Origin of the sequence: Novosphingobium kunmingense, from assembly GCF_002813245.1 — a bacterium.
GTDB classification, from domain to species: domain Bacteria; phylum Pseudomonadota; class Alphaproteobacteria; order Sphingomonadales; family Sphingomonadaceae; genus Novosphingobium; species Novosphingobium kunmingense.
The window spans coordinates 429,397-446,858 of record NZ_PHUF01000004.1 but is presented as its reverse complement, the minus strand read 5'-3'; the positions used below and the strand labels follow the sequence as shown (position 1 = coordinate 446,858).

The following is a 17,462-nucleotide window of genomic DNA, read 5'->3' as shown; positions in this document are numbered from 1 at the left end:
CCCTCAGCCGACCGGTTCGAGCACGGGGTAGTCGACGTAGCCCTGCGGCCCGGGCAGGTACCAGCTGCGCGGCACGTCGACGTTGGGCGCCCATTCGGCGCCGTTGCGGATGCGCCAGGCAAGGTCGGGATTGGAGATGTAGGGCCGCCCGAAGCTGATCGCATCGCAGCGCCCGGATTCGACGTCGGCCGCGGCCTGTTCGGCGGTGTAGTCGGAATTGAGCACCAGCGGACCGGTGTAGATCGAACGGATCAGGGCGTCCTGCTGCGGCACGTCGGTCCGCCCGAAGGTGCCATCGGGACCGGGCTGGCGCAGTTCCACGAAGCCGAGCCCGGCATCCTGGCAGGCGCGCGCCGCAGCAGCGAAGATCGAAGCGGGATCGGGATCGTCGCAGCCCTGGGTCTCGCCGTTGGGCGAAAGCCGCACCGAGACGCGTTCCTTGCCCCAGACGGCGACCAGCCGCGCCAGCACTTCGCGCAGGAAGCGCGCGCGGTTTTCGGGGCTGCCGCCGTAATCGTCGTCGCGCAGGTTGGTGCCGGCGCGCAGGAACTGGTCGACCAGGTAGCCGTTGGCGCCGTGCAGCTGCACCCCGTCGAAGCCGGCCGCCTTCGCGTTTTCGGCCGCCTTGCCATAATCGTCGACGATCCGGGCGATGTCGTCCAGCGTCGCCGCGCGGGCCTGTTCGTAGGGCTTGCGGCCCGTCGGCGTGTGCGCATGATCGGGCGCGGTCGTGGCGCTGGCCGATACCGGCGGTGCGCCGTCGAGGAAGTCGGGATGGACGATCCGGCCCATGTGCCACAGCTGCAGGACGATCCGTCCGCCGGACTGGTGTACGGCCTCTGTCACCGGTTTCCACGCTTCGGTCTGCTCGACGCTCCAGATGCCGGGGGCGGCGGGCCAGCCCAGACCTTCGCGGCTGATGCCGGTCGCTTCGCTGATGATGAGCCCGGCCCCGGCGCGCTGGCGGTAATATTCGGCCATCATCGCGTTGGGCACCGATCCCGGGTCCGATCGTCCGCGCGTCAAGGGAGCCATAAGGATCCGGTTGGGCGCCTCGATCGCGCCAAGGCGCAGCGGCTGGAACAGGGAATCGTGCATCGGCGGGGCGGTCCTTCAATTTCGTTTTGCAATCGACCCGGTGGAGCTAAGGCGTGTCCATGGGGAATGCAACGGGGCCGGCTCGAAACTGGAATGGATGGCACTTTGCCGCGCTGATCGGCGGCAACGCCGCGCTGTCGCTGGGGCCGTGGTTCGTCCGGCTGGCCGATACAGGGCCTGTTGCGGCCGGCTTCTGGCGCCTGCTGTTGCCCTTGCCGCTGCTCGCCGGGATCGCGCTGGCCAGCCGGCAGAGGCTGATCGGCTTTGCTCCGGGCGTGTGGTGGGCCATTGCCGGGGCAGGCACGTTCTTCGCTCTCGACCTTGCGGCCTGGCATGTCGGCATCCTTTATACCCGGTTGGGCAATGCGACGCTGTTCGGCAATGCGGGTAGCCTGGTGGTCATGGCCTGGGGCATGGTAGCGCTGCGGCGCTGGCCCTATCGCGGTGAGTGGCTGGCCTTCGGCCTTGCCCTGCTGGGGGCCGCGATCCTGTTCGGCCGTTCGCTCGAGATCGACCGGACGACGCTGATCGGGGACCTGTTCTGCGTTCTCGCCGGCTTGCTTTACGCCGGTTACATCATCCTGCTTCAGCGCCCGCGGGCCAGTGCGGGCAATTGGGCCCTGGTGTTCTGGTCAAGCCTGGTCGGGGTGCCGGTGCTGCTCGCCGTGGCCACGGCCCTGGGCGAGACGGTGATGCCCAATCGGTGGTGGCCGCTGATCGGACTGGCGCTGTGCAGCCAGGTGATCGGGCAGGGATTGCTGATCTTCGCCTTGCGGCATTTCTCGCCGCTCGTGTTCGGCCTCGCGCTGCTGTGCCAGCCGGTCGTCGCCGTCGCGCTTGGCTGGCTGGCCTTTGGCGAGGTGCTGGGCGTGGTCGACCTGGTGGGAATGATTCTGGTGGCGAGCGCGCTCGTCATGGCCCGGAATAGCGCCCGCGACGAGGCCTGACATTTTCTTCCAGATGGTGCTGGAATTGCGCATCTAAGTTGCCTAACGCGTTCCGAAATAGCACGTTTTCTCTGGCTTCCCGGCCTTGCCAAGCGCGTTTCGCGGCCTAAGCTCTGACCTATTCCGCAGAGCTACAATGCGGGTCGCAATCGCACCGGAACACCCCCTTAAACGCTGTTTACGAGGATGCACCCATGGCCAAACAGGCTGTCAAAACCTATCTCGAACCCGATACCGTCGATCTGGCTGTCAATGGCGAGATCGCCGACGCGTCGGCCTTTAACCTCAGCAACCCGTCCGTATACAGGGACTTCGGCTTGCCCGACCTCGCCACGCCCGGTGAAGTGATCCGCGGCAAGACCGTTTACGATCTGACTGGCGATTGGGATTCGACGCGTCCTGGCGCCAACAACATCATGACGCAGCTCGACAGCGGGCTGAAACAGGACACCAGCGACGGCGTCATCACTTTTGCGTTTTACAACGGAAAGCACGCGCTGGGGCTGAACAACAATCCCTCGTTCGGCGAAGGCGGAGGTTATACGCCGTTCTCGTCTGCGCAAAAAGCGGCCGCGCGGATAGCGATGACCAACTGGGACGACCTTATCGCAGCCAGGATCGTCGAGGTGACCAACGGCCCCGGTGCCAAGTCCTGGGCCCAGAACACGGTCGATATCTTCTTGGCAAACACGACGACCGGTCCGGCACAGGCCTGGGCCTATTATCCGGGTTACGGCAACCAGTACACGCGCGTTGCGGGCGACGTGTGGATCGCCTCGCCCAGTGTCAACGGGTCCAACGCCCAGCTCGATCCGGGCTTCTACGGACTGCAGACCCTGAACCACGAAATCGGCCACGCGCTCGGCCTCAGCCATCCGGGCGACTACAATTTCGGCGACGACAGCGACGGCGACGGACAGCCCGATCCGATCACCTACGAAGGCGACGCCTTCTACTTCCAGGACAATGGCCAGTATACGGTGATGTCCTATTTCGATGCCTATGAAGCCGGCAACAACCAGGTCGACTGGAACCTGATGCGCTTCATCTATCCGTCGACGCCCATGGTCGACGATATCGCGGTGATCCAGGAGAAGTATGGCGCCGATTACTCGACCCGCGCTGGCGACACGACCTATGGCTTCAACGCCACGGCCGATGTGACCAACGCGGCAATGAAGTTCGTCAGCGGCGAGATGCTGACCATCTTCACGATCTGGGACGGCGGCGGGACCGATACGCTCGACCTGTCGGGCTATCACACCAACTCGGTGATCGACTTGCGCGAAGGGGCCTATAGCAGCGCGGGCGGCTTCGGCGCCTACAACGCGGCGCTGGCCGATACCGACCCCTCGGCGATGTCGAAGGCTGATTACTTGGCCTTCGTCAACGCCAACAACTCGGCCTTGGGACTGGGTACTCGCACGGCAGCCTATGATCTCTACTTCGGCGGTCGCGCCGGAGCGAACGAAGATACGCCGTGGTTCGAGATCATGGGCAAGGAAACACTGATGGAGAACAACATCGGTATCGCCCGCGGCGCGGTCATCGAAAACGCCATCGGCGGTTCCGGGGACGACCGGATCAACGGCAACCAGGCGAACAACAACCTGACCGGCGGTGCCGGGGCGGACACCTTCGTGATCGCCAAATATGGCGCGACCGATACGTCGACCGATACGATCACCGACTTCAAGTCGGGCGAGGACAAGCTGGATTTCACCAGTTTTGCCGGGCTGACGATCGCTGACGTCCAGATCGACAACGCCAACGACATGGTCAAGATCGACACCGACGGCAACGGATCGTTGGACATGACCCTTATCGTCAAGGGTGACGACGTGGTCGCAACTGACTTCATCTTCGGCTGATTTGTCGAACTTAAAAAAGGGCCGCCGCGTCACCCGACGCGGCGGCCCCTTTTTTTGCGCGAAGCTGGCCTCAGCGCGCGCCGAGATCGCCCAGGCCGACCGTGCCGCTGGCCATGTCCAGCATGCGGTCGAGGCTCTTCTTCGCCTGGACGCGCAGGCCTTCCTCGATCTCGATCCGCGGGGTCAGGTCGCGCAGCGCGGTGTAGAGCTTCTCCAGCGTGTTTAGCGCCATGTAGGGGCATACGTTGCAGCTGCACTGGCCGTCCGCACCCGGCGCACCGATGAAGGTCTTTTCGGGCAGCGCCTTTTCCATCTGGTGGATGATGTGCGGCTCGGTCGCCACGATCAGCGTATCGCCCGGGAAGGTCTTGGCATAGCTCAGGATGCCGCTGGTCGAGCCGACGTAGTCGGCATGGTCGATGATCGATGGCGGACATTCCGGGTGCGCTGCCACTGGCGCACCGGGGTGCTGCGCCTTGAGCTTGAGCAGCTCGGTTTCGCTGAAGGCTTCGTGCACGATGCACACGCCGGGCCAGAGCAGCATTTCGCGGTTGAACTTGCGCGACAGGTAACCGCCCAGGTGACGGTCCGGGCCGAAGATGATTTTCTGGTCGGCCGGAATCTGCGCCAGGATCGATTCCGCACTGGAACTGGTGACAATGATGTCGGACAGCGCCTTCACCTCGGTCGAACAGTTGATGTAGGTGAGCGCCATGTGATCCGGGTGCGCTTCGCGAAACGCCTTGAACTTCTCGGGCGGGCACGAATCCTCAAGGCTGCACCCGGCGTTGAGGTCTGGCAGCACCACGATCTTTTCGGGAGCAAGTATCTTGGCCGTCTCGGCCATGAACTTGACCCCGCAGAAGGCGATCACGTCGGCGCTGGAATTGGCGGCCTTGCGGCTCAATTCCAGCGAATCCCCCACGAAATCGGCCAGGTCCTGAATCTCCGGCTTCTGATAGTAATGCGCCAGGATCACCGCGTTGCGCTCTTTGCGCAAGGCATCGATTTCGGCGCGCAGATCAAGGCCGGCGAGCGATTGGGGCTGGTCCGTCATGCCGCCTAAGTGGCGTCTTACTGCCCCGTGCGCAAGGGCGTTCCCGGCGGCGCGGGATATTCCAGTCCCGGAATGTCAGCCCCCGGATAGCCGGCCACGGCCGCTTGGTAGATCGCATCGCCGACCGGGCTGTTGGCCAGGACCCGCGCGAACACCAACGTGCCGACCAGCACGGCCATGCCGATCCACCACGCGGGGTGAACTGCGCCCGACCTGCGCTTGTCGCGGACCATGCCGGCAACCAGGAACAACGCCGACCCGACGCCCGCGGCTTCGAACGCATAGGGAACCAGCAGCGGCATCGGAATCAGTCGCCCGAATGCAGGCCCGGTCAGCACGGCCATGCCGCCGACGTGCAGGCGGGCGTGCCAGTCCGTGTCGCGGCGCAGGGCCACAGCCGCGCCGGTCAATCCCATGAAGCCCAACAGCGTGAAAGGATCGGCGATCAGGAAGTGCTGCGGCGTGAAGAAGAACGGCACGGTGCCGTTGCGCGCCATGGCGACGATCACAACCATCGCGGCGGTCAGCATGGCGAACATCCAGCCGACCGCCAGCCAGCCGAGCTTGCGGTGCAGGGCGATCGGCCCGCGTGTGGCGAACTGGCTTTGCAGCACGAAGATCGCGACCCAGCCCATGAACAGCACGGCGTGGATGTGGACCCTGAGCGGCGAAGCAAAGGTCGATCGGCCCATGGCCAACTGGAAGGAAAAACCGGCCACGACGGTCAGCGCCATGACAATCGCCATCCTGGCGAAGAAGGCATCGCCGCGCGGCTCGACGGTGGTATCGGGTCCCGCAAGAGCGGAACCGGCAAGTGTCGCCATTGTGAATCTCCCCACTGGTGCGCGACCCTGCTCTTCGATCAGGTGTTGTATTGGGTTACTACACTTTCCTTGCCGGGCGCGCAAGGGCGAGCCTATTGCGGCACTGGCTCGCCCTCGAAGCGGACCTCGACGGTCACGTCGCCATAGCCCGCCACTTGCAGCGGGATGGCCAGGTTCTGCCGGATCGCGTCCTTCGCGGCGCTCCGCGCCAGTTGCATCAGCACCGGGTTGGCGGCGGCACGCATGGCCTGCTGCTCGGCCAGCTGGGTGGTGTTGCGGTTGAGCTTGTCCTGCGCCTCGCGGGTAATGAACACTCCCTCGCGCAGATACTGGGCGCGCGCTTCATCGAGATTGGGGCGCGACAGCTGCAGCGGCGGCAGCAGCACGTCGAGCCGCCGCTTGTCTTGGTCCCATTTCAGCCGGTCGCGATTCATCGCCGAAAGGTCCATCGTGAAATCGACCCGCGCCGGGATCACCGCGACCTGCCGGGTCTTGAGCATACCGAAATAGCGGCTGTCGTCGCTCGCGACGACGGGTGCGAGTTCGGCGCTGAACACGGTCAGGCGGTTCTGCTTTTCGAAGGCGACGAGGCTGGTGGCCAGCGGGTCGCCCAGTTTCTCGGGCTTGAACACGTGCCAGCCAAGCACGCCAAGGGTGGCAATGAACAGCAGCCAGGGCAGCGAGGCTCGCACCAGACCGCCGGAGCGCGCGAGCGATACCGCAGGCCCGGCGGTGCGCGAAGGCGCCTCGGTCAGGCGGTGATCGTCCATAGGTCTCCCTCGCTGGCCACGCGCCCCTGGTGGCGCAAGTCCACCAGGTGGGCGAGGACCGAACGCCCCGCCGCTCCGGTCAGCCTGGGGTCGAGCCCCTTGTACATTGCCGGCACCATGTCGGTGATCGCCTGCGGCCTTTCACCCAGGAGGCGCAATATCTGCGCCTCGCGCTGGCGGCGATGGCCCAGCATTCCGCGCACCAGCTGGCGCGGCTTGTCCACTGCGGGGCCGTGGGCGGGGTAATAGACCCGGTCGTCACGATCATGCAGCTTCTGCAGGCTTTTCATGTAGGCGCTCATGTCGCCGTCAGGCGGCGAAACCACGCTGGTCGACCAGGCCATGACGTGGTCGCCGGTGAACAGCGCGCCGCTTTCCAGCAAGGCGTAGCACAGATGGTTGCTGGTGTGGCCGGGGGTGGCCACCGCCTCGATCGTCCAGCCATCGCCGCTTACCCTGTCGCCGTCGGCCAGCACCCTGTCGGGAGCGTAGTCGGGATCGAAGGCGGCATCGGCGCGGGGGCCATCGTCTTCCATCGCCAGGGCCGCGCAGCCGATGATCGGGGCGCCGGTCCGCGCCTTCAGTTCGACCGAGGCGGGCGAATGGTCGCGGTGGGTGTGGGTGCACAGGATGGCGGACAACCGCGCCGCCCCGATTGCCGCCAGGATCGCCTCGACGTGGCCTTCGCCGTGGGTATCGGCGTGGCCTGCTACCCCGGTGCCCGCGGGGCCGGGGTCGATCACCGCGACCTGGTCGCCCGCACCGACCAGGTAGGTCTGCGTGCCGGTAAAGGTGTAGGGCGAGGCGTTTGGCGCCAGGACGCGGCGCACCAGCGGCTCGCACTGTTCGGCAAGGCCGGTCGGCCAGGGTTTGGGCGGAATGCTCATCGCCTGACGATATGGCGCTTGTTGGCCGCCAATCCAAGCGTTTGCCGGTTGACGGCCTGTCTCAGGCGGCGCTGACGGCCTGCAGGTTCAGCCGTTCGCGCAGGCAGGCGATCGCGGTCGGCGCTCCGGCCGCGCGTTCGCGCCAGCCGTTGTCGAGCCGTTTGAGCCGGGCGTGGAACTGCTCGGTTGCGTGGACCAGCTCGCGCATGTCGGGGCCAAGGCGGGCCAGGTGCCCGGCATCGCCGTCGGGAAACTCGACAAGCTTGCCATAGCGGCGCAACTGGAACTCGCTCAGGTCACCGGCGAAAAAGGCCCGATGGTTGAGCAGCCAGGCGATCGCGTGCATCATCCGCGTGGTGGTGCGCAGTGCCTCGCACGACAGGGCGACCCTGACGAGATCGGCATCTTCGCCGTCCGCTGCACCCTCGCGCGCGAAAGCTGCGCGGACTTCGTCCGACAGGACCAATGCTTCGCCGTAGAGCGCTTCGACAATCCGCGGATTGATGTTCGACGGGGTCGTCATGGACCCCAGATAGGAACGGCGAATCGCCTCTCGCAATGGTGTAGATTCGGTTACGCACACCCGATTCGAGACTGTGCCAGCACGGGACGATTTTGCCGCTAAACCCGCGGAAAAGCGTCAGTTTACGGGCTAACCGGATTTAGGCAATGATATCAGGGATAAGGTAGTCCTCGATCATCGCGATCTGATCCTTGAGCTTGAGCTTCCGCTTCTTGAGGCGCGCGATCTGGAGTTGGTCGGAACTGCCCCCGCCGCTCAGCGCGTCGATCGCCGCATCGAGATCGCGGTGCTCGATCCGCAAGGCTTCCAGGCGCTTGCGCATTTCCTCTTCGTTCAAGGCGGGAGGCCTTTCGTGCTGCCGGTTCGTCGCAGTCCCGGCTGCGCTTGCCGCATCGGGTTATCAAGACACTTCGCAAGATAGGCTTAATATGATTTCATGACAATTGCAGGTCCCGCCGGCTTCAAGCGAGTCGGGGTGTCCGACATGGAAACCAGGCGGATTCCTGCGTCCCTCGGGGGGCTAGCAAAAGGAGATTCCCGTATGGAACAGTCGCACGTCAGCGCATTGCAGATGAAGCACGCCGGCATCGAACGGCAGCTTCGGGATGAAATGAGCCGACCACTGCCTGACCTTTCGCTCGTCCAGACCCTCAAGAAGCGCAAGTTGCGCATCAAGGAAGAACTTTCCACCGCCTGACCTTTCGGAATTTCGGCTCGCGTCTTTCCGCGCCGTGAGGCCGGAAGGCGCGGTCCGGATATTTTCGGGCAGGCGCGTTTTCTTGGAAACCGCTTTCGGATAGTGTCGGCCGCATGACCGTCACCAGCGCCGTTTCCGCCGCACGCACCATCCTGACCCGCCTGCACGACGTGATGGCCTCGCGCAATCACGCCCAGGCCAAGCTCAACACCGTGGTCGAGATCATCGGCGAGGGCCTCGATAGCGAGGTCTGCTCGATCTACCTGTTGCGCGAAGGGATGCTGGAACTCTTCGCCACGCGCGGCTTGGCTCAGGAAGCCGTCCACGTCACCCGCATGGCGATCGGCGAGGGCCTGGTCGGCACTATCGCCGAGAACATCGACACCCTGAACCTTGCCGAGGCGACCGCTCATCCGGACTTTTCCTACCGCCCCGAAACGGGCGAGGACAAATACCATTCGTTTGCCGGCGTGCCGATCGTGCGGCGCGAGCGCGCGGTCGGCGTGCTCTGCGTCCAGCACGTCGATCCGCGCCGCTACGAAGAGGTCGAGATCGAGGCGCTGCAGACCACCGCCATGGTGCTGTCCGAACTGATCGCCAACGCCGACCTGGTAGACGAGGAGGAGGTCGCAAGCCTGTCTCCGCAGCTGACCGGTCCTCAGCGGTTGCAGGGACTGTCGCTGGTCAAGGGCCTGGCGGCGGGCGTCGCGGTGTTCCACCAGCCGCGCATCACCATCGACCAGGTCATGGCCGATGACCGCGATGCCGAACTGCAGCGGGTCTACCTCGCCTTCGACAAGATGCGCGAGCAGATCGACCGCATGGCCGCCCAGGCCGAATTCGGTGTCGGCGGCGAGCACGAGGAGGTGCTCGAGACCTACAAGATGTTCGCCTATGACGAAGGGTGGAGCCGCCGGATCATCGAGGCGATCGACAGCGGCCTGACCGCGGAGGCCGCGATCGAACGGGTCCAGCAGCGCACCCGGATGCGGATGCGCCAGATCGACGATCCGCTGCTGGCCGACCGGATGCACGATCTGGAAGACCTGTCGAACCGCCTCTTGCGGATCGTGTCCGGCCAGATGGGCACCGCAGCCTCGATGGGCCTAAGACAGGATTCGATCCTGATCGCGCGCAACCTGGGTCCTGCCGAACTGCTGGAATACGACAAGCGTCGCCTCAAGGGCGTGGTGCTGGAGGAAGGCTCGCTCACCGCCCACGTGGTGATCGTGGCGCGGGCCATGGGTATCCCGGTGCTGGGCCGGGTCCGGGGCTTGCGCGGCGTGATCCGCGACGGCGATCCGCTGCTGCTGGACGGGGATCAGGGCAACGTCGTCGCCCGCCCCCAGCCGGCCGTCGCCGAAGCCTTCGAGGCGCGCTTTGCGAAGAGCAAGGAGCGCGCCGCTGGCTATGCCGCGCTGCGCGACGTCGAACCCTTTACCCGCGACGGCACCCGCATCACGGTGATGATGAATGCCGGCCTGCGCGACGACATGCCCAATCTGGCGCTCGCCGGTGCTGACGGGGTCGGGCTGTTCCGCACCGAATTCCAGTTCCTGGTCAGCGCCACCCTGCCGCAGCGCGAGCGCCAGACCCGCCTGTACCGCGACGTGATGGATGCGGCCGGCGACAAGCCGGTGGTGTTTCGCACCGTCGACATCGGCGGCGACAAGGTGCTGCCCTACCTGCGCCACAACGACGGCGAGCACGAGGAGAACCCCGCAATGGGCTGGCGCGCGCTGCGCGTGGCGCTCGAACGCGAAGGCTTGCTCAAGGTCCAGGCGCGGGCTCTGCTCGAGGCGGCGGCAGGCCGCACGCTCAACGTCATGTTCCCGATGGTCAGCGAACCGTGGGAATTCGACGCCGCGCGCGACGTGTTCGAAAGCCAGCTCGCCTACCTCAAGGGTCAGAAGAAGATACTTCCGGAAGCTGTGCGCTATGGCGCGATGCTCGAAGTGCCGGCGCTGGCCGAACAGCTCGACGTGCTGGCGCCGCGCCTCTCGTTCCTGTCGATCGGTACCAACGATCTCACTCAGTTCCTGTTCGCCGCCGACCGCTCGAATCCCAAGCTGGCCGAACGTTATGACTGGCTCAGCCCGTCGATCATGCGCTTCCTGCGGCGAGTCTTGCAGGGGGTGGCGGGCCATTCGGTCGATGTCACGGTCTGCGGCGAAATGGGCGGACGCCGCCTCGAAGCACTGGCCCTGCTGGGCATCGGCATCCGCCGGCTCTCGATCACCCCGGCCGCGGTCGGCCCGATCAAGGAGCTGGTCCGCAAGGTCGATCTCGACGAGATCGGCAAGGCCATGAACGGCTGGATGTCGACTCCGCCGCGTGACCTGCGCGCCGCCCTGACCGGGTGGGCGCAGGAGCGCGGGATCGAGGTGGACTGATCCGATGCCGGCCCTGCTACCGGCCTGTCACATTTCCCGCGCATCCTGTCGCCCGCGGCGCTCGATTGCACGCATTAACGTTGACTCGCAGAACCTTGGTCGATGTTGTTCGCCACGGGGGCGTGGTTGCATAATGGTTCGGGATCGAAATGGCGGAGACTTTGGTGGCTGAGGGGCAATTGCCTCTGGATAATGTTGGCGCGCGCCTGGCGCGGGCGCGCGAAGCGTCCGGGATGAGCCGGGCGCAACTTTCAAACGTGACGAAGATTCCCGAGCGGCACCTGGCCGCGATCGAGGCCAGCGATTTTTCCGCCTTGCCCGCGCGCACCTATGCCGTCGGCTTCTCGCGCAGCGTCGCCAAGGCGCTGGGGCTCGATGATCGCGAAGTCGTCGACGCGGTGCGGGTCGAACTGGCGAACCAGGAGCCGCCGCCGCTGCGCGGCATCCCCGCCTTTGAACCGGGCGATCCGGCCCGCGTGCCGGGCGCGCGTTTCGCCTGGATCGCGGCGCTGGCGGCGCTGGTGGTTATCGTCGCGGGCGTCGCCTTCGCCTGGCGCAGCTACTACGCCCCTGCAGGCGAATTGCCCTCGATCCTGTCCGAGCCCAACGCCGCCGCGCCGGCCGCGGCGCCGCCGCCCGTCGCGGTGGCCGCCCCGGCGCCCGCCAACGGGCCGGTGGTGTTCACCGCGCAGGCGCCGGCCGTCTGGGTCAAGTTCACCGACGGAAGCGGCAAGCAGCTTCTGCAGAAGGAACTCCAGCAGGGCGAGGCTTGGACCGTGCCGCAGGACGTCGCCGACGTGAAGCTGTGGACCGCCCATCCCGAAGCTCTGGCCATTACCATCGGCGGTCAGCCGGTGCCCAAGCTGTCCGACGTGCAGAAGACCGTGCGCGACGTGCCGGTCACGGCTTCGGCCTTGCTGGCCCGTGCCGCCGTGCCGGCTGCGACCGTGGTTCCCGCAAGCGCGCAGGCGCTGCCGGTGCCGACGCCCGCCGGTACCTGACCGGACAGCCTTAAAACCTGCGCAAAAGCGCTTGCCCGCCGCTCGACACGGCGGTTGACGCGCGTCTAACACAGATGCGGTTCATCGCAGGTTTGGTCGTCTCGCTGCATAGGCGGCACCTGCGTATCTTCGAGGTGGGATAGACTGACATGACCCGTATGCTCCGCTCTGCGAAGCCGATCCTGGTGACGCTGGCCCTGGCCCTTGCCGCACCGGCCTTGGCGCAAAGCGCGCCGGCCAACGCCGATGCGCGGCTGCGCCAGCTCGAGGCCGAGGTGAAGGCGCTGCAGCGACAGGTCTTCCCGGGCGGCGACGGCAAGTATTTCCCGCCGCAGGTCCAGCCCGGCCAACCCTCGACCACCCCGGTCGGCACTCCGGCCAGCAGCGCGGTCAGCGACCTGCTCACGCGGATGGATTCGGTCGAACGGCAGATGGCCCGCCTGACCGCCCAGGGCGAGGAGAACGCAAACCGCCTCGCCAAGCTGGAAGCCCGCTTTGCCGCCACCGCAGCCGAGGCGGCCCCGGCGACGCCGGGCATGACGGGCTCTCCGGACGCGGCGGCTCCTGCCACGTCGACGGCGCCTGCGGCGATCACGCCGATCGCGGCGAACGCCAATGGCGCGGTGGCCAGCGCGAACCTGGCCGCGATGACCGGCGGCGCTTCGGCGCCCAAGCCGGCAAGTCCTGCGCCTGCCGCAGCCAAGCCTGCTGCGACCAAGCCCGCGATCAGCGGCAGCGCCCGCCTCGCCGCCGTCAAGGCGGTCGAGAAACCATCGACCGGCGACGCCGGCGACGACGAATACAGCTATGGTTTCCGACTCTACGACGCCAAGTTCTATCCCGAGGCGCAGCAGCAGCTGAAGCTGTTCCTGCAGAAGTACCCCAAGCACGCCCGCGCCAGCTATGCGCGAAACCTGTTGGGCCGCGCCTATCTCGACGACGCCAACCCGCGCGAGGCGGCCAGCTGGTTCCTGCAGAACTACCAGGCGAACAAGCGCGGCGATCGTGCGCCGGACAGCCTGCTTTACCTCGCCGAAGCGATGCGACAGCTCAAGGATACGACGCGGGCCTGCGTCGCACTGGCCCAGTTCGGCGACGAGTACGCCGCCGAAGCTTCGGGCCGCCTCAAGGTGTCGTACGACACCATTCGCAAAGAGGTGAAGTGCAATTGAGGTTTCGCCAGCCGCTGACCTGACCCGGCGTTTCGCCGCCGATCTCGCCGCCTTGTGGACTGGCGAGGGGCGGCTGGGCCTGGCCGTGTCGGGCGGGCCCGACAGCCTGGCGCTCCTGCTTCTGGCCCGCGCGGTGCGGCCGGACCGCATTGCCGCCGCCACGGTCGATCACGGCCTGCGCGCAGCCAGCACTGACGAAGCGGCGATGGTCGCCACGCTTTGCGCCGATCTCGGCGTTGCGCACCAGACGCTGCGCGTCACGGTCGATCCGGGCAACGTCCAGGCCGAGGCGCGCGGTGCCCGCTATGGCGCTCTGGCCGACTGGGCGCAACGCGAAGGGCTGGCGGCCATCGCCACCGCGCACCACGCCGACGACCAGGCCGAGACCCTGCTCGCCCGGCTCAACCGGGGAAGCGGCGTTGCCGGTCTGGCCGGGGTGCGTGCGCGGGGCGTGGTTCCTGACACCCGCCTGCCGCTGCTGCGCCCGTTGCTCGGCTGGCGCAGGGGCGAACTGACGAGCGTTGTGGCGGCGGCCGGGATTGCAGCGGTCGACGATCCGTCCAACAGCGACGATCGCTTCGATCGCGTGCGGATCCGCAAGGCCCTTGCCAGAGCGGACTGGATCGACGTTCCCGCGCTGGCGGCCAGTGCCGCGAACCTTGCCGATGCCGACGCCGCGCTGGATTGGATGGCGGGTGCCGAATGGGATAGCTGCGTGTCAGCTGTGCCGATGGGGCTGACCTACCGCCCGCGCGCTCCGCGCGCCGTCGCGCTGCGAATCATCGCGCGGATCGTGAGCGAACTGGATGGCAGCCCGCCGCGCGGCAGCGCCGTGGCCCGGGTGTTCGATGCGCTCGTCGCGCGCCAGCCGGCGTCGATCGGCAATCTCGTCGCGCGCGCCATGCCCGATGGGTGGACCTTCACCACGGCACCACGGCGGCGGTCCTAACGCCGCTTCAGGCCGTTCTGCCGCATCCGCCAGAGCAGCTGGTCGAAGCGGTCCTGCCCGAAAAAGGGCTCGCCCTCGTACACCATCAGCGGAACGCCATAGTGACCGCCCAGGCGCTGGTCGGCCTCGTTCGCCTTGATCGCCGAGTCGAGCCGCGCGGCTTCGGCGTGCTGCGCGGCGTCCATCTCGGCCAGATCGCCCCCGGCCCGGTCAACTGCGCGGGCCAGGTGATCGCCCTCGTGCCAGCCGTCGGTCTCGCCCGACCAGATCAGGTGGCTGACCTCGCGCAGCAGGGGCAGGCCAAAGCCGCGCTCGCTGGCCAATTGGCCCAGCCGGGTCAGGCGGTGAATATGAGGCTGCTCGGTCGGGTAGGTGCGCGTGGCCATGTCCATCACCACCGGATCGGGACGCGGCCAGCGCAGCGTCATGCCGGCATATTCGGCGCTGCGTACGCAGTCGCGCATCAGGTAGCTGGTCCACAGCGGATCGGCATGAGCGAAAAATTCGGGCTGGCGCACCGCAATGGGCAGGACCGGCCGGACGTTCACCGCCGCGTCCCAGTCCCGCTCAAGTTCCATCAGTCGCGGCACAACCAGGTAGGAATAGGGACTGCGGAAAGACCAGAACAGGTCGACGGCGTGGGTCACAGAGAGGCCATGTCAATGACGAAGCGGTACTTCACGTCGGCCTTTTCCATCCGCTCCCAGGCATGGTTGATCTCGTCCATGCGGATCATCTCGATCTCGGCGACGATGCCCTTGTCGGCACAGAAATCGAGCATTTCCTGCGTCTGAGCGATCCCGCCGACTCCCGATCCGGATACCGCCTTCTGCCCGCCGAGCAGCAGCCCGGTGTGGAACGTGGGCATCTTGTCGATCATGCCGACCAGGCACAGCGTGCCCTTGCGGTCGAGCAGCATCAGGTAGGGCGTCACGTCGTGCTGGACCGGGATCGTGTCGAGCAGGAAGTCGAAGCTCCGATTCGCCGCCGTCATGGCCGCCTTGTCGGTCGAAACCAGGACATGATCGGCGCCCAGCAGCCGCGCATCCTCCCCCTTGGCCGGGGAAGTGGTGATCATCGTCACCTCCGCCCCAAGTGCCTTGGCGAACTTGACCCCCATGTGCCCCAGCCCGCCGAGCCCGATCACGCCGACATTGGATCCTGGTCCGACGTTCCAGTTCCTGAGCGGCGAGTAGGTCGTGATCCCCGCGCAGAGCAGGGGCGCGGCGGCCGCCATGTCGAGCGCGTCTGGAACTTTCAGCACATAGGGCTCGGCCACCACGATCGCGGCGGAATAGCCACCATAGGTCGGCGTGCCGTCGATCCGGTCTTTCGCGTTGTAGGTGCCGGTAACCCCTTCGCGGCAGTAGTTTTCCTCATGGTCGAGGCAGGCGTCGCAGCGCCGGCAACTGTCGACCACGGTGCCGATCGCTACCCGGTCGCCGACCTTGAACCGCGTCACGCCCGCGCCCACCTCGCGCACGGTACCGACGATCTCGTGCCCCGGAACGAACGGATAGTTCGACCGTCCCCAGTCGTTGCGTGCCACGTGCAGGTCGGAATGGCACACCCCGCAATAGGCGATGTCGATCGCCACATCCTCGTCGCGCAGGGCACGTCGGTCGATGGTCAGGGGATTGAGACCCGAATCCGGGGCGGTCGCACCCCATGCGGCGGTTGCAGTCATGGCGTTCTCCTCTGCGCGCTGCGCCCATGCTGGAATTGCGCTTGCGGCGCGTCAAGCGGCACGGCATTAATCGGGCGATTAAGAACGGGAGAGCAAGCGATGCGGATCGATTCCAGTACGGCGGCGGTGGTGACCGGCGGTGCCTCGGGCCTTGGCGAGGCGACGGCCCATGCTTTGGCCGGTGCCGGGGTCAAGGTCGCAATCTTCGACGTCAACGAGGAGAAGGGCGAGGCCGTGGCCAAGGCCATCGGCGGGCTGTTCTGCCGGGTCGACATCACCGACGAGCAATCGGTGATCGATGGATTCGCCAAGGCCCGCGCCGCCCACGGCCAGGAACGCATCACCGTTCATTGCGCGATGACCAGCCGCCGCGGCAAGACGCTGGCCTACGACAAGGACGCCGGCAAGCTGAAGCGCCTGTCGACCGACGATTACATCTATGGCGTCAATGGCATCCTGGTGGCGAGCTACCGCATCGCCTCGCTCTCGGCCGAAGGCATGGCCGCACTGGAACCACTTGAGGATGGCGAGCGCGGCTGCATCACGCTGACCGCTTCGGTCGCGGCGCAGGACGGGCAGATCGGCCAGGTGATCTATGGCTCTGCCAAGGCGGGGGTCAACGGTCTGGTCCTGCCGATGGCGCGCGACCTGTCGGACATCGGCATCCGGGTCAATTCGATCATGCCGGGCATTTTCGCGACGCCCCTGATGCTTGGCGCCCGGCCGCAGGTTCTGGAAAGCCTTGCCGCCTCGGTGCCGTTCCCCAAGCGCCTCGGCAAGCCCGAGGAGTTCGGCAGCCTGGCGCTCGAACTGGCGCGCAACAGCTATTTCAACGGCCAGTGCATCCGCCTCGACGGCGCGATCCGCATGGCGCCGCGCTAGGTCAGGCTGTCGCCCAGCTTCGCCATCATGCCCTTGGTGATGTAGACGGGCGTACCCACCGGCGTGACCGCGAAAAGCCGGGCGGCAAATGCATCGGGCACCCCGATGCAGCCGTGGCTGGCATAGCCCTTTTCAACCTTGGTTCCGTGGATCGCTACGCCATCGGGGGTGAGGTTCATGGTATGGGGCATCGGCGCGCCGTCGTAAGTGGATGAATAGTGGTCCTGCTTCTTCCACTTGACCGGGAACAGGCCGAGCGGGGTCGGCTTCTCGGCCGTGCCGAGGAGGACCGCGGTGGCCCCGATCTCGTAGCCGCCCTGGAACACCGAGAGAACCCGCGCCTCGAGATCGACCGTGATCACGACCGACCCTTGCGGTACGTTCTTGGCGTCCCAGTGCCATTCGCCGTACTTGATCGGCCCGGCGATCGGCAGGATGCGCTTGATGACAAGGCTGTCGTTCCTTGCGGCAGCGCTTGGCGGAGCGAGCGGTTCGGCAAAGGCACCCTCGTTCGTCGGCGGGAGCGGCTCTCGGGAGGCCGGCGCCCGCGGCGACAGGGCTAGCCAAGCAAAGGCCAGCAAGGCAAGGCCAAGACCGGTGAGAAGCATCAGGCGGAACGTCGGCTTGAACGGCATGAAGCCTGTCTAGCCCGCACCGCGCGGTAAAGACCAGCGGGCGGTTGTCCGCGTTCCGGTGCGGGACCG

General features: G+C 66.4%; 18 protein-coding genes. 8 read left to right on the top strand and 10 right to left on the bottom strand.

Annotated elements, in window-relative coordinates:
• Positions 1 to 3: 3 nt before the first annotated feature.
• A complete protein-coding gene (locus B0I00_RS11575; protein ID WP_100867531.1) occupies positions 4 to 1,098 on the bottom strand; it encodes an alkene reductase in 1,095 nt (364 codons plus the stop codon).
• A gap of 59 nt (positions 1,099 to 1,157) precedes the next feature.
• On the opposite strand from B0I00_RS11575, the gene B0I00_RS11570 reads away from it, so the two are divergent.
• The gene (locus tag B0I00_RS11570; RefSeq protein ID WP_100867530.1) at positions 1,158 to 2,045 is read left to right on the top strand and encodes a DMT family transporter; all 888 of its coding nucleotides are present in this window, start codon (positions 1,158 to 1,160) and stop codon (positions 2,043 to 2,045) included.
• A gap of 194 nt (positions 2,046 to 2,239) precedes the next feature.
• A complete protein-coding gene (locus B0I00_RS17360) occupies positions 2,240 to 3,916 on the top strand; it encodes a M10 family metallopeptidase C-terminal domain-containing protein (protein WP_100867529.1) in 1,677 nt (558 codons plus the stop codon).
• Between the two features lie 70 nt (positions 3,917 to 3,986).
• Here B0I00_RS17360 and nadA read toward each other — a convergent pair whose 3' ends face one another.
• From nadA to B0I00_RS11535, 6 genes are all read right to left on the bottom strand, one after another.
• A complete protein-coding gene (gene nadA / locus B0I00_RS11560) occupies positions 3,987 to 4,973 on the bottom strand; it encodes a quinolinate synthase NadA (RefSeq protein WP_100867528.1) in 987 nt (328 codons plus the stop codon).
• A 17-nt stretch (positions 4,974 to 4,990) separates the two neighbouring features.
• Positions 4,991 to 5,797, bottom strand: a complete 807-nt coding sequence (locus tag B0I00_RS11555) for a hypothetical protein (protein ID WP_232730211.1) — start codon at positions 5,795 to 5,797, stop codon at positions 4,991 to 4,993.
• A 92-nt stretch (positions 5,798 to 5,889) separates the two neighbouring features.
• A complete protein-coding gene (locus tag B0I00_RS11550) occupies positions 5,890 to 6,567 on the bottom strand; it encodes a DUF4230 domain-containing protein (RefSeq protein WP_100867527.1) in 678 nt (225 codons plus the stop codon).
• A complete protein-coding gene (locus B0I00_RS11545) occupies positions 6,549 to 7,454 on the bottom strand; it encodes an MBL fold metallo-hydrolase (protein ID WP_100867526.1) in 906 nt (301 codons plus the stop codon). Before B0I00_RS11545 ends, B0I00_RS11550 begins: the two co-directional genes overlap by 19 nt.
• A 61-nt stretch (positions 7,455 to 7,515) precedes the next feature.
• The gene (locus tag B0I00_RS11540; protein WP_100867525.1) at positions 7,516 to 7,977 is read right to left on the bottom strand and encodes a DUF1465 family protein; all 462 of its coding nucleotides are present in this window, start codon (positions 7,975 to 7,977) and stop codon (positions 7,516 to 7,518) included.
• A 139-nt stretch (positions 7,978 to 8,116) separates the two neighbouring features.
• Positions 8,117 to 8,314 carry a YdcH family protein gene (locus tag B0I00_RS11535; protein ID WP_100867524.1) on the bottom strand — a complete coding sequence of 66 codons (198 nt, stop codon included), beginning with the start codon at positions 8,312 to 8,314 and terminating at the stop codon, positions 8,117 to 8,119.
• A 204-nt stretch (positions 8,315 to 8,518) separates the two neighbouring features.
• Between B0I00_RS11535 and B0I00_RS11530 the strand changes: the two genes are divergently transcribed.
• The 5 genes from B0I00_RS11530 (at position 8,519) to tilS (ending at position 14,189) form a co-directional block, all read left to right on the top strand.
• Positions 8,519 to 8,674 (top strand): YdcH family protein, encoded by a 156-nt coding sequence (locus B0I00_RS11530; RefSeq protein ID WP_100867523.1) that lies wholly within the window; start codon positions 8,519 to 8,521, stop codon positions 8,672 to 8,674.
• Between the two features lie 113 nt (positions 8,675 to 8,787).
• Entirely contained in the window at positions 8,788 to 11,067 is a 2,280-nt protein-coding gene (ptsP, locus tag B0I00_RS11525) for a phosphoenolpyruvate--protein phosphotransferase (RefSeq protein ID WP_100867522.1), read from the top strand.
• A 149-nt stretch (positions 11,068 to 11,216) separates the two neighbouring features.
• Complete coding sequence (locus B0I00_RS11520; RefSeq protein WP_100867521.1) at positions 11,217 to 12,068, top strand: helix-turn-helix domain-containing protein; 852 nt, start codon at positions 11,217 to 11,219, stop codon at positions 12,066 to 12,068.
• 149 nt (positions 12,069 to 12,217) lie between these two features.
• A complete protein-coding gene (locus B0I00_RS11515; RefSeq protein ID WP_198519221.1) occupies positions 12,218 to 13,240 on the top strand; it encodes a tetratricopeptide repeat protein in 1,023 nt (340 codons plus the stop codon).
• Between the two features lie 52 nt (positions 13,241 to 13,292).
• Positions 13,293 to 14,189, top strand: a complete 897-nt coding sequence (gene tilS / locus B0I00_RS11510; RefSeq protein ID WP_232730209.1) for a tRNA lysidine(34) synthetase TilS — start codon at positions 13,293 to 13,295, stop codon at positions 14,187 to 14,189.
• On the opposite strand, the gene B0I00_RS11505 is transcribed toward tilS, so the two are convergent.
• Together B0I00_RS11505 and B0I00_RS11500 are read right to left on the bottom strand one after the other, a co-directional pair.
• A complete protein-coding gene (locus B0I00_RS11505) occupies positions 14,186 to 14,836 on the bottom strand; it encodes a 2-hydroxychromene-2-carboxylate isomerase (protein ID WP_100867519.1) in 651 nt (216 codons plus the stop codon). The genes tilS and B0I00_RS11505 overlap by 4 nt on opposite strands.
• Entirely contained in the window at positions 14,833 to 15,876 is a 1,044-nt protein-coding gene (locus tag B0I00_RS11500; protein ID WP_100867518.1) for an NAD(P)-dependent alcohol dehydrogenase, read from the bottom strand. Before B0I00_RS11500 ends, B0I00_RS11505 begins: the two co-directional genes overlap by 4 nt.
• 99 nt (positions 15,877 to 15,975) lie before the next feature.
• Between B0I00_RS11500 and B0I00_RS11495 the strand changes: the two genes are divergently transcribed.
• On the top strand, positions 15,976 to 16,758 hold the full coding sequence (locus B0I00_RS11495) for an SDR family oxidoreductase (protein ID WP_100867517.1): 783 nt from the start codon (positions 15,976 to 15,978) through the stop codon (positions 16,756 to 16,758).
• Here B0I00_RS11495 and B0I00_RS11490 read toward each other — a convergent pair.
• Positions 16,755 to 17,393 (bottom strand): L,D-transpeptidase family protein, encoded by a 639-nt coding sequence (locus B0I00_RS11490; protein ID WP_100867516.1) that lies wholly within the window; start codon positions 17,391 to 17,393, stop codon positions 16,755 to 16,757. The two genes, B0I00_RS11495 and B0I00_RS11490, sit on opposite strands and share 4 nt — an antisense overlap.
• Positions 17,394 to 17,462 lie beyond the last annotated feature (69 nt).